Source organism: Paenibacillus aestuarii, from assembly GCF_027789125.1.
Taxonomy (GTDB): Bacteria; Bacillota; Bacilli; order Paenibacillales; family NBRC-103111; genus Paenibacillus_E; species Paenibacillus_E aestuarii.
On sequence record NZ_JAQFVF010000026.1, the window covers coordinates 158,789 to 174,917 of the forward strand.

A 16,129-nucleotide genomic window follows, 5' to 3' on the forward strand; every position below is an offset into this window, starting at 1 on the left:
ACCTATAGAAATCTTCTATCCACGGATAGAAGATCTCTGGAATGGGATGTGTTGACGCTGACTGTGGGCGGTGGTAAATTGAGTAAAACTAATTCATAGATAACCAATAGGAATTATTAGAATTGGGTGAATCGGGAGGGTGATGGAGGTCTATGAGAAGGTCTAAATGGGTCACAGTATTCGCGTTGATGATGGTTATTGTTTTGGTGTTGTCGGCGTGTGGAGACAAACCGGCGTCGCAATCGGGAACAGCAGCTTCCGCAGGAGCTACGACACAGGCGGCCGCACAGGGCGGTGAGATTACGTACGCACTTGCCACTTCGCCGGACTCGCTCGATCCGCATCGCTCCGGCTTAGCTGTAGCTGTACGTGTATTCAGAACGATGTATGACAGCTTGGTCGTCCAGCTGCCCGACAACACGATCAAGCCGTGGCTGGCTACCGAATGGACGATATCCCCGGACGGGAAGAGCTACACATTCAAGCTGCGAAAAGACGTCAAGTTCCACGACGGCACGCCGTTTAACGCCGAAGCCGTCAAATACAGCTTTGACCGCATTCTCGATCCGGCGACGAAGGCAGCCAATGCAACGGCTTTGCTCAAACCGTATAAATCATCCGAAGTCATAGACGAGTATACGATTAAGCTGAATTTGGAAACGCCGTCCGTCGCTTTTCTTGGCAACTTGAGCCAAGCGATGCTGGGCATCGTCTCCCCAACGGCTGCCAAAAAGTACGGCGATCAATTCGGCAAAAATCCAGTAGGCACCGGGCCATTCAAATTCGTGAAATGGGAAGACAACGCTGAGATTAAGTTCGAGCGCAACCCGGATTACAACTGGGCGCCGGAGCTCGTCAGCAATAAAGGGAAATCGTACCTGGACGCCATAACGTTCAAAATCATCCCAGAGGAAGCGACGCGCATCGGCAGCGTTCAAAGCGGTCAGGTCACTGCCGCCGAGACGGTCCCACCGCAAAACATCGTATCGCTCAAAAACGATGCCAAGCTGCAGCTGCTGCAGGTGAATACAGGCGGACTTCCGTACACGCTGTTTTTTAATCAGAGCCGCCCGCCGTGGAACGACGTGAAAGCCCGGCAAGCTGTTCAATCGGCTGTCGATATTGACGCGATTGTGAAGACGCTGTACCTCGGCACGTATCAGCGGGCTTGGTCGCCTCTCGCGCCTAGCGCATTCGGGTACGATGCTTCCCTGGAAAATGCGATCAAGCCGGACTTGGATAAAGCCAACCGACTGCTTGATGAACTGGGTTGGGTGAAGGGAGCGGACGGGGTTCGCGAGAAGGACGGAAAGAAACTGACGCTGCACTATGTCGACGGGTCCCCCAACCGCGAAAAACGCAATGACATTGCGGCCATGATCCAGCAGCAGCTCAAAAAAGTCGGCATTGCCGTGGAAGTGGAGATTACGAAAGACGTACAAACGGTCGTTTATACGAATCAAGGTTATGATCTATACGGCAACAGCCAAGTGAACTCAGACCCGGTGGCGCTCAATTCGTTTTATCATACGACAGCGCCGAATGTTCGCCCTTCCTTGTCCCATTTGTCGGACGCTGAGGTCGATCAGTTGCTCGAGCAAGGGGTTGTGGAGACGGACACGGCGAAGCGAAAAGAGATTTATAAAAAGGTGCAGCACTCTATTATTGATAATGCGGTGATCCTGCCTATCTACGTGTTCCCTTATACGGTGGCGGCTTCCAAAAGCTTGAACGGGCTGAAATTTGATGCGCTCGGCTACCCGTTATTTAATGATGTTTCACTCGTAAAAAAATAGAGGAGGCCGCGAAAGATGATCAAAGCAGCAGCTTTTCGCTTGTTGAGCTCACTGGGCGTCGTCTTAGGCTCTTCCATGCTGGTGTTCTGTATTCTGTACGTGCTGCCCGGTGACGTCGTAATGAATATGATAGATCCGAGCGCGATGAGCCCTGAAGCGATCGCCAATCTGCGCAGGCAGCTTGGGGTTGACCGCCCTTTCTACGAGCAGTTTATCCAATATTTCAGTCATGTCCTCCAGGGGGACTTCGGCAAGTCGCTCGTGAACTCAGATCCGGTGCTGCCGAAGATATTGACGCATTTTCCCGCCACATTGTTGTTGACCGCATCAGCATCGATGGTTTCCATTGCCGTCGGGGTTGTACTTGGCGTTTTGTCGGCAATTCACCGCAATAAAACGATCGATATTGTCGCCAGAATCGTCGGACTGTTCGGCATCTCAATGCCAACGTTCTGGTCGGGGATTCTACTGATTCTGATCTTCTCCGTTTCGCTCGGCTGGCTGCCGGCGATGGGATCGGACGGACCCGAGACGGTCGTCCTCCCGGCGCTTACGCTCGGTATGCTCGGCGCCGGCTTCATCGTCCGGATGGTCCGCAATTCGATGCTGGAAGTGTTAGGCGAGCCGTTCATTGTTACGCTGAGGGCCAAAGGCTTGCGGGAGCGGGCTGTGATGTACCGGCACGCCCTGCGCAACGCGCTCATTCCCGCTGTGACGATGATGGGGATCTTGATTGGGGAGATGCTCGCCGGCACCGTGGTGATCGAAACGGTGTTCTCCCGCCAAGGGATCGGCAGAATTATTTCCGATGCTATCATGGCCAAAGATTTGCCAGTCGTCCAAGGTGTGATTCTGTTTACGGCCATTGTGTATGTCATTGTGAACGCTTTGGTCGATATTTCGTATGCGTACATCGATCCACGGGTCAGACGTATCCAGCGTGTAGGAGGTAATTAAATGAGGACTGCTGCAACTGTAAAAATAATAGGTCGGGTAAGAGGCCGTGTCGCCGCACGTTCACGCGCCTTCCCGCAATGGTCTGTGCCGAAAGGGCTGCTGTTCGCCTCCGTCCTGGTTATTGCCGTCCTTGTCGCCTGTGCGCTTGTGCCGCAGTGGATCGCCCCTTATTCGCCGACCGATATGCAGACGGATCATATCCTTGAGGCGCCGGGCAAGTCGCACTGGCTGGGAACCGATTATTTCGGCCGGGATGTCCTTAGCGTTATCGTATATGGAGCCAGAGAGTCGCTGTTCATCGGCTTTGCTTCGGTGATCGTCGGCAGCCTCGCCGGCGGGACGATCGGCGCAATATCGGGCTATTTCGGCGGCAGGGTAGATAGTATGCTGATGCGAATCATCGACATCGTCATGACCATCCCCGGCGTCCTGCTTGCTTTGGCCGTTGCGGCTGTCTTGGGCCCCGGATTATGGAACATTGTACTGGCCGTAGCCTTGGCCTCGATTCCCAATTATGCGCGATTGCTGCGTGGCCAGATTTTAAGCATGAAGAGCCGCTCCTTTGTCGTGGCTTCGCGTTCAATCGGAGCCGGTGAATTTTCCATTTTTTTGAAACATGTACTTCCGAATTCGCTGTCACCTTTGCTCGTGATGGCTGCTATCGGCGTCGGCACTTCAATTTTGACAGGATCGGGTCTGAGCTTTCTCGGACTAGGTGTATTGAAAGAGATTCCTGATTGGGGCGCGCTGCTCTCGCAAGGACGGGGCTATCTGTCCGTCGCCTGGTGGATTTGTACGTTTCCCGGCTTAGCTATTACTTTATTCGTTCTTGCGGTTAATATCATCGGGGATGAGCTGCGGGACGCGCTGGACCCGAAAAAAAGCCGCACTTAGGAGGGAAGCAGGATGAGTCACATACTGGACATTGAACGTTTGAGCGTCGATTTCGCCACCGCACGCGGCACGCTTCAGGCTATTCATGACGTTAGCTTTTCGATTGAGTCAGGTGAGATCGTCTGTCTGGTAGGCGAATCGGGCAGCGGGAAGTCAGTCACCTCCAAAGCGATCATGCGCCTTATCGACGAGGAGAACGGCTCCATAACGTCAGGTGCGATTAAAGTGGATGGTATCGATATATCGGATCTTTCTAAGCTATCCCTGCAATCATTGCGGGGTAAAAAAATGGCCATGGTCTTCCAGGAGCCGATGGCGGCATTTGACCCGGTGTTTACCATCGGAAGTCAAATCGTGGAGACGATTTGCCGGCATGACCACAACAGCACGGCCAATCAGGCTTGGCAGCGCGGAGTCGAGCTGCTTCGCCGTGTAGGCATTCCCGAGCCGGAGCTGCGGATGAAGGCGTACCCCGGCGAGCTGTCAGGCGGCATGCTGCAGCGGGCGATGATCGCCATGGCGCTCAGCTGTGAGCCGGAGCTGCTCATCGCCGATGAGCCGACGACGGCGCTGGACGTTACAATCCAGGCACAGATCCTGCAGCTGCTGCAAGAATTGAAGACGGAATACCGGATGTCCGTCCTGCTGATCACCCACGATCTCGGCATTGCCGCCCAGATCGCCGATCGGATTGTGGTCATGTATGCGGGCAAGATCGTTGAGCAGGCGACTGCTGAGGAGCTCTTTACTCAGCCTCATCATCCTTATACGCAAGGCTTGCTGCAATCCATCACGACGCTGGACAGCGACAAATCGCAGCGCCTCTATGCCATACCGGGCTCGATTCCGGGTCTCGCCGACCTGCCTGAAGGCTGCAGATTTCATCCTCGCTGCCCCTATGCTTCGGAGCGGTGTGCCAGGGAGGCACCGGAGCTGCAAGATCGCGATGGCCGGCAGTCAGCCTGCTGGAACGTTGGGCAGCTGCTGGAGGGTTCTGAGCGGGGCAAGACGGAGGTAATCGGAGCTATGCGTGTTGGGGAGACGGATAGGACGCTGCAGCCGCTGATCGAGCTGAGTCATGTGACGAAGCATTACCCTGTAGGCGGGTCGTTCTTCTCGCGGGCTCACAAGGTGATCCAGGCCGTCGATGATGTGTCGTTTTCCATCCGAAAAGGGGAGACGTTCGGTCTGGTCGGCGAGTCGGGGAGCGGCAAGTCGACGCTGGGGCGGGTCATGCTGCAATTAGAGCGGCCGACCTCCGGCTCCGTGCGCTTTGAAGATCAGCAGCTGACAGCGTTGTCCGGCGCTCGGCTGCGTGAAGCGAGAAAGCATATGCAGATGATCTTCCAGGACCCGTACGGTTCAGTGGACCCGCGATGGAAAGTCGGCGACATCATCGGCGAGCCATTTGCCGTTCATGGTAATGTCCGCCCCAGTGAAAAAAGGGAGCAGGTAGAGGAGCTGCTTCAGCTCGTTGGTTTGAGTCCCTCTGCGTATGATCGTTATCCGCATGAGTTTTCCGGCGGACAGCGGCAGCGGATCGGCATCGCCAGAGCCATCGCTCTGCGGCCGAAGTTCATTCTCGCAGACGAAGCTGTGTCCGCCCTCGACGTATCGGTGCAGGCCCAGATCGTCAATTTACTTCAGGACCTGCGCCAGCAGCTGAATATGACGCTCCTCTTCATCGGGCACGGACTCAACGTGGTTCGATACGTATCGGATCGGATCGGCGTCATGTATTTAGGGAAGCTGGTAGAGATTGCGCCAAGCGAGCGGCTATTCCTTCGTCCGGCGCACCATTATACGAGAGGGCTGATCGCTTCTGTTCCTATTCCCGACCCGAATCGCCGGCGCGAATTCGCTTCCGTCGAGGGAGAGATTCCGTCTCCGGCGAACCCTCCTTCCGGCTGCCGCTTCCGCACACGCTGTCCAGCGGCCACTGCGAGATGTGCCGTGGAGGCGCCGGCTTTGCGGGCCATCGGCTCCGATCATTTCGTAGCCTGCCATGATCCGTTGTAGTAGTCATTTTAGTTTAATAAAGATCTGTCATGGAGGTTGAGCTGGCTATGGGAGTCTTCGAAACGCTTCGTATCCGCAATGCACAGGCTGCCGATCAGGAGGCGATCCGCAGCGTAGCACTTGCCGCTTATGAGCAGTATGCCTCTGACTTGCCGAAAGACCGGTGGGACGCTTATCGGGAATCGATCGCGCGATCTGTCGAAGGCGACGGACCGGAAGCCCGCCTCGTGGCGGAGCTGGGTGGCCGGATTGTCGGGAGCGCCTTATTGTTTGTAGGCTCTGAACGCGCCTATGGATTGCCTGCGCTGCACATTGAAGGTCCGATTCTGCGGCTGCTGTCCGTCGTTCCTTGGGCGCGGGGCAGGGGAGTTGCGACTGCATTGCTGCGGGAAGGCGTGCGCAGGGCGCGCGCTTTGAACGCGCCTTACTTGCATCTGCATACTTCCGATATGATGGCGTCCGCCGTCAAACTGTATGAACGGCTCGGATTCGAGAGGGCAGTCGATAAAGATATCCAGAATGGCGAAACGCTTGTCAAATGCTATCGACTGAAGCTGGAGGAGGCTTCACATCTCACACTGGAGGCATAGGAAACCTATATTTGCATCAAAACATTAAATTCCGATTGACATACTTGGTATTTATCGGTACATTGTAGGAAATAACGTTAGCTGTCAACCGGGCATCCGGAGATCTGCGAAGCTTGTCATCGGTCGTACCATTCGGTCGGGCGAATAGCTTTTCAGGTCTTTTTTGCTGTTGCGGGATCATTCCTATAAGACGTCGATCAGGAGAAATGCTTATGAACATTGAGAACATTGAGGCCTTTGTGTATGTGTTTCATTACGGCAGTTTCAACAAGGCTGCGGAAGTGCTGTTCCTATCTCAGCCCTCGGTAACGGCGAGGATTCAATCGCTCGAGCGGGAGCTCGATTGCAAACTCTTTGACCGGATGGGCAAGCAAGTTCAGCTCACGGAGAAAGGCAGGCAGTTCTTCCCATACGCCCAGCAGCTGCTGCAAATTTTCCGCAAAGGCAAGCAGCATATTCAGCGGGAACGGACGATTCAGAGCGAGCTGCGCATCGGCTGCACCGCATCAGCGGCAAATTATATGATTCCGGAGCTGCTGCCCAAGCTGAAAAATGAATATCCCGGGCTGCAGATTAAGCTGACGACCGCCATAACCGACGATATCGTCAATAAAGTGCTGAACCGCGAGCTGGATATCGGCTTTGTCCGGCATGTTAGCCATCCGAACCTGCAGTCGGTGAAATATTACGTCGACCCGATCCGGTTGTATACCCATTCGGACCATCCGCTTGCGGGCAGCGCGACGATTTCCGCAGATCAGCTCGCGGAAGAATCGTTCGTGTTCTTCGAATGCGGCTCGCTCGATTGGATGAGGATCCATTGGGTGTTTCAAAATTTGAATATGCCTCCGGCTATTGAGATACATACTGACAATGCTGAGACCGCCAAGAAGCTGGTGCTGAATCGCGCTGGAATTTGCTTTCTGCCGGGGCTATGTGTGCGCAAGGAGGTCAGCGATGGAATTCTGACCCCTATCGACGTGACAGAAGCGGCCGGTGTTGCATTGCAGACCAATATTATTAGTCTGAATGGCCAACAGTCGGATATCGTACAATTTTTGCTTTCAAACCGGTTGGTTTGAATCATGTTTGAATCATTCAATGATAATGGAGATGAGTGACAATGGGAAATCAACAATTTAAGCTAAGTATTTTGGATCAGACCCCGATACTGCCGGAGCAGGCGCCTACGGAGGCGTTCGCCCATACCATCGAGCTGGCGCAGCTGGCGGAACGCCTCGGCTATAACCGGTTCTGGGTGTCTGAGCATCACGATTCCGCCAAGGTTGCAGGTTCATCGCCGGAAGTGCTGATCGCGCACTTGCTGGCGAAGACGGAGCACATCCGAATTGGCTCTGGCGGGGTCATGCTGCAGCATTACAGCCCATATAAGGTGGCGGAAAATTTCAACGTTCTCGCCTCGCTTGCTCCCGGTCGAGTCGATCTCGGCGTAGGCCGCGCTCCAGGCGGACTTCCTCGTTCGACACGGGCGCTGCAGCAGGGGGTTACGGAACCGGCGACACTTTCTGAGAAATTGAAAGAGCTGCAAGCTTATGTCGCCAACCAGGTTCCCGATGAACATCCGCTTGCAGGCATCGTGGCCGGCCCTTTAGTGGATCAGCCCGCTGATATTTATGTCCTTGGTACCAGCGCAGCGAGTGCGGAAACGGCGGCTGAGTCGGGCCTGCCCTATGTGTTCGCTCTCTTTATCAACAGCGACGAGCAAGCAGCGGCTGAAGCGTTCAAAGTATACGCCGAGCGTTTCCAGTCCAAAGACGGACTTTCCCCGCATCCGATCCTGGCTTTATCCGTTATCGTTGCCGATAGCGAGGAGGAGGCTCAGGAGCTGGCGGGAGAATATAAGCTCTTCAAAATCAAGCTGGCCAGCGGCAAAACGTTGACGGTCGGAACGATTGAGCAAGCGGAGGAATATGGCAGGCAGTCGAGCGAGGCTTATACGATCGATACGCAGCAAGCCCAAATCGTTAAGGGAACGAAGGCGTCGGTGCGGAGCAGGCTGCTTGAGCTTCAACGCCGCTACGGCGTGAAGGAGTTTATCGTCGTTTCCAGCAGCCTGAAAAGCTTCGAGCAGCGTAAGCGATCGTATACCTTGCTTCACGAAGCGTTCGCCACGGAGGAGGTGCAAGCATGGGAGCAGAAGGCCGCAGGACTGTCCTGAGCGCCGAAGCCATTGAACAAAGGCTGATCGACATTCGGCGACATCTCCATCAGTATCCGGAACTATCGCACAAGGAGCATGAGACAACTGTCTATATCCGTAAACAGCTGGAGGAGGCGGGCATTCATGCAGCTGCACAATTTCCCTTACAAACAGGGCTGATCGCCGAGGTAGGAGGGCTGCAAGACGGGCCAGTCATTGCTTTGCGGGCCGATATCGACGCGCTGCCGATTACCGAGGAGACGGGGCTGCCATTCTCCTCCAAGCACCCGGGTGTGATGCACGCCTGCGGGCACGATTTCCACACCGCCGCCATGCTGGGGGCCGCCTTCCTCCTGAAAGAGCGGGAGCGCGAGCTGCCGGGGACGGTGCGGCTCATCTTCCAGCCGGCGGAGGAGAAGGCGGCCGGCGCCGCCAAGGTCGTGCAAAGCGGTGCGCTCTCGGGGGTTCGGGCGATATATGGCATGCACAATAAGCCGGATTTGCCTGTAGGGACGATCGGCATTAAGTCCGGGCCTTTGATGGCAGCCGCCGACGGCTTCCTGGTCGAGCTTGAAGGCGTCGGCTCTCATGCCGCCGTTCCCGAGGCAAGCGTCGATCCGATCGTGGTTGCGGCACATGTGATTACGGCGCTGCAAGCGATCGTCAGCCGCAACGTCAGCCCGTTGGAGAGCGCGGTGGTTAGCGTCACGAGGCTTAATAGCGGTACGGCCTGGAATGTGATCCCGGAGAAAGCGGTTTTTGACGGGACGGTACGGACTTTTGACGAGGAAGTGAGGGCTCGTGTGATGAAGCGGTTCGGGGAAGTGGTGAACGGTGTAGCGGCCGCCTACGGGGCCAAAGCGTCCCTCCGCTGGGTGCAAGGCCCGCCTCCCGTTAACAACGATGCGGCGCTGGCGGAAGCGGCTGCGCTGGCGGCAGAGCGGCTCGGATTCAAGGTTGTGGAGCCGAAGCCCTCTCCGGCCGGCGAGGATTTTGCCATTTACCAGAAGCAGGTGCCGGGATTTTTTGCTTTCGTCGGCACAGCCGGACCGCGGGAATGGCACCATCCGGCCTTCGATATCGATGAGCGGGCGCTGGCGTCCAGCGCCGCCTTCTTCGCCGATCTGGCGATTGCGGAGTTGAACCGGTTCGCAGCGCAGCAGCTGCCTGAAGGAGGGGGAGCATGAGCCAATCGTTCGACGTCATCGTCGTCGGAGCCGGTTCGATGGGCATGAGCACAGGATATCACCTAGCTAAGAGGGGAATCCGCACGCTGCTCATCGATGCCTTCGATCCCCCTCATACGGAGGGCAGCCATCACGGTGAGCCTAGACTGATTCGGCATGCCTACAGTGGCGGGCCTATATATATCCGCTTAGCCTTGGAAGCCGACCGGTTATGGCGGGAGTTGGAAGAGGAGAGCGGGGAGCAGTTGCTTGTCCGTTCAGGTGTGCTCAATATGGCGGACCGGTTTAAGTCCAAGTTTCTGAGCCGCTTGAAAGATACGGACCGTGCCGGTATTCAGGTGGAACTGCTTGAAGCGGAGGAAGTTCAGCGCCGCTGGTCTGGAATCCGACTGCCGGAAACGTACGAAGCTCTGTATGAGCCCCATGCAGGCTATCTATTCAGCGAGCGCTGCATAGCGGCCTATAGACAGTTGGCGCTGTCCCATGGAGCCATGCTTCTGCCGTATACGCCGGTTCAGCATATCGAACCGGATGGTGAAGGCGTGCGCGTCAAGACCCGCGTCGGTACGTTCACTGCCAGCCGGTTGATTATCAGTGCCGGTGCTTGGTTTCAAGCACTGCAGCCGTTCGTGTCGATGCCGATTCGCGCGGTAAGGAAAACCGTCGCGTGGTTTCAAGCTGAGGCCGGGCTTTATGAGGCGGAGACCTTTCCAGGATTCACACTGGATACGGAAGAAGGCGGATACTATGGTTTTCCCAGCATTGCTGGCGCTGGGATTAAGCTGGGGCGTCATGATGGCGGCTTGTCTTGGCAGCCGGGAGAAGAACCGGCCCCTTTCGGAAGCTTGGCGCAGGACGAAGGGGATCTGCGGCGCACTTTGGAAGCTTATATGCCAAGGGCCGCCGGCAAGCTGCTGCGTTCAGCGGTATGCAAATACGAGTTGACTCCCGACGAGCATTTTATTATCGACAAGCATCCGAATGACGATCGCGTGTGGCTGGCAGGCGGTTTTTCCGGCCATGGCTTCAAATTCTCCAGTGCCATCGGTTCTGTTTTGGCCGATCTTGTTGAGGGACGCAGCCCAATCGTGGACATCGAACCATTCGCTTTATCGAGATTCAATTCGAAGACGTTATAGAAAGCAGGGGAAAGAGATGGGAACGAAAAGACAACTGAAGCTGGGAGCTATTCTTCACGGTGTTGGCGGGAACATATCCGGATGGAGGCATCCCGATGCTATTACAGATGCGAGCGTGAACTTTGAACTCTATAAAAAATGGACACTAAAAGCGGAGGAAGGCAAGTTTGATTTCGTCTTCATCGCCGACGGATTGTATATTACTGAGAAATCGATTCCTCATTTCCTGAATCGTTTCGAACCGATCACCATTCTCAGCGCGCTTGCAGGCATCAGCTCGAAAATCGGTTTGGTAGGCACGTTATCGACATCGTACAGCGAACCGTTTACGGTGTCCCGACAATTCGGATCGCTGGATATGATCAGCGGAGGAAGAGCCGGCTGGAACGTGGTGACTTCCCCGCTTGAAGGTTCAGCGCTCAATTACGGCAAAACGGAACAGCAGCATCCGACGCATTCGGAGCGTTACAAGATCGCCAATGAATATTTGAAGGTTGCGACAGGACTGTGGGACTCCTGGGAGGATGATGCGTTTGTCCGCAACAAAGAGACCGGCGTCTTCTTCGATCGCGAGAAAATGCATACGCTCAATTTCTCCGGAGACTACTTCTCCGTAAAAGGGCCGCTGAACATTGCGAGATCCAAGCAGGGGCAGCCTGTTATTTTCCAGGCGGGCGCCTCCGAATCGGGTAAGCATTTCGCTGCCAAATGGGCGAATGCCATTTTTACCGGCCAAGAGACGGTGGAGGAGGCGAAACAGTATTACGACAACGTGAAAAAGCGTGCTTCAGCGTTCGGCAGGAAGCCAGAAGAAATCGTGATTATGCCGGGAATTGGCCCGATTATCGGTAGGACGGTCGAGGAAGCTGAACGCAAATACGAAGAAATCGCCAATCTGGTATCGATAGATAAAGCTTTGGACTTTTTGGGTAGGTTCTATGAGCATCATGACTTCTCCCAGTATGCGCTTGATGAACCGTTCCCGGATCTTGGAGATTTGGGCAAAAACAGCTTCCAAAGCGCGACAGACCGCATGAAGGCGTGGGCAAAAGCTGAACAACTGACCTTGCGGCAGGTGGCCTTGCGTGTCGCTACACCGAAGCCTTCCTTCATCGGAACGCCGGAGTCGGTCGCTGACAAGCTGCAGAACTGGTTTGAGGCTGGCGCCGCAGACGGCTTTATTGTAGGCTCCGCCACGCCAAAGGGCTTGGAGGAATTCGTCGACCAAGTGGTGCCGATTTTGCAGCAGCGCGGACTGTTTCGTGAGGAGTATGAAGCGGATACGCTGCGTGGCAACTTGGGATTGCCGTTTCCTGAAAACCGTAACGCCAAAGGAGAACAATATATTTTACAATAAGTGGAATGGATGTCGAAGCTCACGGCTGCGTGCCGGGGCTTTTTTTATTGCGTTTAAGTAAATTTGTACCCTAGCGATTCTATCGACATGAAGTGACTTACGTCTCCCATAGCGTTCGTTAGAATAGATGTAACGAACCTAAAAAGGAGGCCTATGACATTGAAGACTTATGATGTCATTATGATTGGAAGCGGCCACAATGCGTTAATTGCCGCCGCCTATTTGACTAGAGCCGGCCGCAGCGTACTCGTGCTGGAGAAAAACGATCGTCCCGGCGGCTTCCTGCGCACCGAAGAACTCACCCTTCCGGGCTTTAAGCACGACGTGTATGCGGCAGCCCACCCGCTGCTGCTGACGGGACCCGCTTATGCAGATTTTCGGGAAGCGCTTGAAGCGCGCGGGCTCCGTTACATCAATACAGAGCTTCCGACCGGTGTTTCCATGGAGGATGGCCGAACCGGGGTGTTTTCCCGTTCGATGGAGGATCTAGTCGCAGAAGCGGAGCGGTTGGCACCTGGGGACGGCGCCGTCCTGGCGCGTATGTTTGAAACACTCACTCCTTATGCAGGCGACGTATTTTCCCTCTTTAATTTGGACCTCTCCAGCCCCCAAGCCTCGGAAATCATTCATCAACTTCTTCACACCAAAGGCCGGTCGGGATACTCGGATTTTGCTGCTTCTATCTTTACGACCGCACGCAATGTGGTCAGCTCCTTTCAATCCACTGCGCTTCGCGCGATGCTGGCGTCGTGGGTCACTCATCTAGGTCGTACGCCTGACGAGGTCGGAAGCGGCATCTGGGTCCCGCTTACCGCCATGGCTTTGATGGGCGGCGGCATGCCCATCCCTGAGGGCGGCAGCGAGAAGCTTGTGGAAGCTCTTGTGCAGCTGATCCAAGACCAGGGCGGTACCATTCGCACCGGCGTGTTAGCGCAGCGCATTATGGTCAAGAACGGCCGTGCTGTTGGCGTGCGGACATCAGACGGCGAGGAATACCAGGCGGCATCGGCGGTCGTTGCTTCGACGGGACCTGACCAGCTGTACCTCTCGTTACTCGCCGACGCTGAAGTCAGCCCTCCGCTGCGCGCGCAAGCGAAGCAGTTCCGCTACGGGCGTGGCTGCGTGCAGATCCATCTTGCGCTCAGCGAGCCTCCGCGTTGGCCGGATGCGCGGTTTAACAAGGTCGGCCAGCCGCATTTGACGGATGGACTCGATGGGTTCACGCAGGCGATTGCCCAAGGTATGGCGGATTTGCTCCCGGCGAAGCCGACTTTTACGGTCGATTGCTCGACGAATCTCGATCCGACCCGTGCGCCGGCGGGCAAGGCGATCATGCGCGTTCAAGTGCTGGAAGTGCCCTGCCGTCCACGAGGCGATGCTGCTAATCAAATCGACGTCGGCGACGGCACTTGGACTCCGGAGCTCACCGAGCGATTCGTCGAGCGTGTGCTGAACATCGTCGGCAAGCATATCCCTAACATTCCGAATGCGGTTATCGGTCACGCGGTTGTGACGCCAGATACGATTGCGCGCTATAACCCGAACTCGGGCCCTGGTGATCCGTACGGCGGTTCGCATGATTTGGCGCAAAGCTATCTGTTCCGCCCGCTGCCGGCGCAGCCGAGCCATCAGACGGAAGTGCCGAACTTGTTCATGCTTGGGGCTGCTACATGGCCGGGGCATGGAATTAACGGCGGATCCGGCTATATCGTCGCCCAAAAGCTGCTGTCTCAATAGAGGCAGCGCGTAAGCAAACAAAAGATGGGCCACGTTTGGCACTATTATGTGGATTAGCAGGAGAAAGGCAGCTGACCGGCCAGCTCATGGGCTGCCCGGTCAGCTTTCTTTTGTAGCTTAGCAGCTACGCTTGTTTCACGAGATTTTCTGCCGTGCGGAAAGCCAAGGCTAGAATTGTCAGCACAGGATTCACCCCGCCATTCGTCACGTGCACAGAGCCGTCGCTCACCCAAAGATTGTCGTAGCCGTGAATGCGGCCCGTGGGATCGGTGACGGATGTCGCAGGATCGTCTCCCATGCGGAGGGTCCCGGCCTGATGCTGCCCTGCGCTGAGCCCGCCCCCCGGCACAGTGCGCCATACCCGGGTTGCACCGGCGGCCCAGAGCCAAGCCTCGCCTTGCTCAGCGAGCATGGCGGCGGCTCGCAAGGACTCGGGATGGACGCCGCCCGAGAGCTGCGCCACAGGGAGGCCGAAGCGGTCCTTAACCTTCGGCGAGAGCCGTACTCTGGATTCGGGATTTGGAATATCCTGGATAGGACCTTGAATATGACTGGTGCGCAGGTAGCTATCGCGCATCATCGCTTTGCCTGCGCTCCCCCACCTGTCGGCATCCGGCGCAAGCGCCCGGTTCCAATGAATAAGCGGGAGCCTTGTAAATTCGTTGGCGAGCATCCCGCCTCCGATAATGCCGCCTCCATTCCCATGGGCAAATTGGAAGGAGGCAATGCTCACCCCTGGTCCAAGGCCGTCCTGCACCGGCTCATCAAAGAGACCGTAGGCGCCCGAATAGACGTGCCCCTGAAGATGCCTGCCGACCTGCCCGTGCCGATTGCCTATCCCTTGCGGCTCGGCGTCGCTTGCCGAATTGAGCAGCAAGCGTGCACTTTCGATCGCTCCGGCTGCGACCACGACGTGTCCGGAACGGATTTGACGGCGTTGTTGGGGCGAGCCGGGCGCCTCCTGCACAAGCCGAACGCCTGTGGCGGTCTTGCCGCCTTCGGTATCGATGCGCTCCACGATGGCATTGCAAATCAGATCGCAATTGCCGGTCTTGATCGCCCGCAATAACATCGTATTGTGGCCGCCATTCTTGCTGTTGGTCGGACACGCGAAGCCGACGCACTGGCCGCAGCGTCCGCAGGCCGGGCGGCCGTCGCGTTCGACCGAGTTGATGAGCAGCGGCACCGGCCCCGCGTTCCAACCCAATTTGGCTGCAGCCTGAGCCAAACGCTCGGCTTCCAGCGTTCTCGGCATCGCTGGCATTGGATAAGGGCGACGCCGGGCGCCTCGTCCGGGATGGGCATCCCCGTCGCCGGAGACGCCGACTTCCCACTCCGCCCGCTCGTAATACGGCTCGAGATCTTCGTAACGGATGGGCCAATCACGGAGTGAACTGCCATCTGGAATCCCATAGCGAGTCGCCATCCGAAAATCGTCCGCATGAAACCGCCATGCTTGCGCACCGTAGACGCGTGTGCCGCCGCCGACTGTCATTGCGTTATTATGGTAATCGCCCTCAAAAGGGGCCGTAATCCGCTCTTCTCCGTTGGCCAATAGAACCGTACGAGGATTTCCCGTAAGCTCAGGCCCCGTGTTATGGCCGTACTTGCTAAAACGATGATTGCGCACATGATCGCTGCCGACTTCGTGGTATCGGAGCCAATTTCCGCGCTCAACCACGAGTACGCGTTGTCCCGATTCGGCCAGTACTGCCGCAGCTACCGAGCCGCCGGCTCCAGCTCCGATAACGATCGCATCGTACCGGTCCTTGAGCTGATCGAGGTTCATCTGCGGCAAATCGCTCTCCAGGACCGGTTCTTCTTGGCCGGAGCCTGGAACGGGGCCGGGACGAAAACCGACCATGTCCCACGACTTCCCCTCGGGATTCCCGCCGGCACCTGGGCTGCCGTAATAACCCTCAACAACCAGACTCAACAGCGTGGAAAAAAACAACTGCTGTGAAACGGCGGTAAATCCGCTAAGACGTTCATGTTCCGCGTCGCGTAACAATGTATCTTGCTCGTCAGTGGACAGTGCTGCAAATGGTTGATCATAGCGGGCCCTCGCCGCTGCATCCAGCGCAAGAAGTCCTGGTTCAATCCATTCAACCCAGGTATTGATATCCTCGCCGGCGCGACGTTCCAGGTAGGTCAAGACGCCATTCGCGCTTGCCGATGGCCAAGCGTCCCCCGGAATCATCCGATCGACGACCGCCTCCAAGATCGCCTGCACCTTGCTCGAATCCAAACTCATCCTCATAAACCATCTCTCCTTTAACTTTCTCGATCGTC

12 protein-coding genes are annotated in these 16,129 nt (G+C 56.4%); 11 read left to right on the top strand and 1 reads right to left on the bottom strand.

The window, feature by feature from the left end; genetic code table 11:
- Window positions 1-152: 152 nt before the first annotated feature.
- The 11 genes from O9139_RS12105 (at window position 153) to O9139_RS12155 (ending at window position 13,837) form a co-directional block, all read left to right on the top strand.
- Window positions 153-1,796, top strand: coding sequence for an ABC transporter substrate-binding protein (locus tag O9139_RS12105; RefSeq protein WP_270879728.1), 1,644 nt, complete (start codon window positions 153-155; stop codon window positions 1,794-1,796).
- A 15-nt stretch (window positions 1,797-1,811) separates the two neighbouring features.
- On the top strand, window positions 1,812-2,753 hold the full coding sequence (locus O9139_RS12110; RefSeq protein ID WP_270879729.1) for an ABC transporter permease: 942 nt from the start codon (window positions 1,812-1,814) through the stop codon (window positions 2,751-2,753).
- Window positions 2,754-3,647, top strand: a complete 894-nt coding sequence (locus O9139_RS12115; protein ID WP_270879730.1) for an ABC transporter permease — start codon at window positions 2,754-2,756, stop codon at window positions 3,645-3,647.
- A gap of 12 nt (window positions 3,648-3,659) precedes the next feature.
- Complete coding sequence (locus O9139_RS12120) at window positions 3,660-5,666, top strand: ABC transporter ATP-binding protein (RefSeq protein WP_270879731.1); 2,007 nt, start codon at window positions 3,660-3,662, stop codon at window positions 5,664-5,666.
- Window positions 5,667-5,713: 47 nt separating this feature from the next.
- Window positions 5,714-6,256: a GNAT family N-acetyltransferase gene (locus O9139_RS12125; protein WP_270879732.1), complete on the top strand. Its 543-nt coding sequence runs from the start codon at window positions 5,714-5,716 to the stop codon at window positions 6,254-6,256.
- A gap of 212 nt (window positions 6,257-6,468) precedes the next feature.
- The gene (locus O9139_RS12130) at window positions 6,469-7,338 is read left to right on the top strand and encodes a LysR family transcriptional regulator (protein WP_270879733.1); all 870 of its coding nucleotides are present in this window, start codon (window positions 6,469-6,471) and stop codon (window positions 7,336-7,338) included.
- Between the two features lie 41 nt (window positions 7,339-7,379).
- Window positions 7,380-8,435, top strand: a complete 1,056-nt coding sequence (locus O9139_RS12135) for an LLM class flavin-dependent oxidoreductase (protein WP_270879734.1) — start codon at window positions 7,380-7,382, stop codon at window positions 8,433-8,435.
- The gene (locus O9139_RS12140; RefSeq protein WP_270879735.1) at window positions 8,405-9,604 is read left to right on the top strand and encodes an amidohydrolase; all 1,200 of its coding nucleotides are present in this window, start codon (window positions 8,405-8,407) and stop codon (window positions 9,602-9,604) included. Before O9139_RS12135 ends, O9139_RS12140 begins: the two co-directional genes overlap by 31 nt.
- Window positions 9,601-10,743, top strand: a complete 1,143-nt coding sequence (solA, locus tag O9139_RS12145; protein WP_270879736.1) for an N-methyl-L-tryptophan oxidase — start codon at window positions 9,601-9,603, stop codon at window positions 10,741-10,743. Before O9139_RS12140 ends, solA begins: the two co-directional genes overlap by 4 nt.
- A gap of 16 nt (window positions 10,744-10,759) precedes the next feature.
- Window positions 10,760-12,100: an LLM class flavin-dependent oxidoreductase gene (locus O9139_RS12150; RefSeq protein ID WP_270879737.1), complete on the top strand. Its 1,341-nt coding sequence runs from the start codon at window positions 10,760-10,762 to the stop codon at window positions 12,098-12,100.
- A gap of 159 nt (window positions 12,101-12,259) precedes the next feature.
- On the top strand, window positions 12,260-13,837 hold the full coding sequence (locus O9139_RS12155; protein ID WP_270879738.1) for a phytoene desaturase family protein: 1,578 nt from the start codon (window positions 12,260-12,262) through the stop codon (window positions 13,835-13,837).
- A gap of 124 nt (window positions 13,838-13,961) precedes the next feature.
- Here O9139_RS12155 and O9139_RS12160 read toward each other — a convergent pair whose 3' ends face one another.
- Complete coding sequence (locus O9139_RS12160; RefSeq protein WP_270879739.1) at window positions 13,962-16,097, bottom strand: GMC family oxidoreductase; 2,136 nt, start codon at window positions 16,095-16,097, stop codon at window positions 13,962-13,964.
- Between the last annotated feature and the right edge of the window lie 32 nt (window positions 16,098-16,129).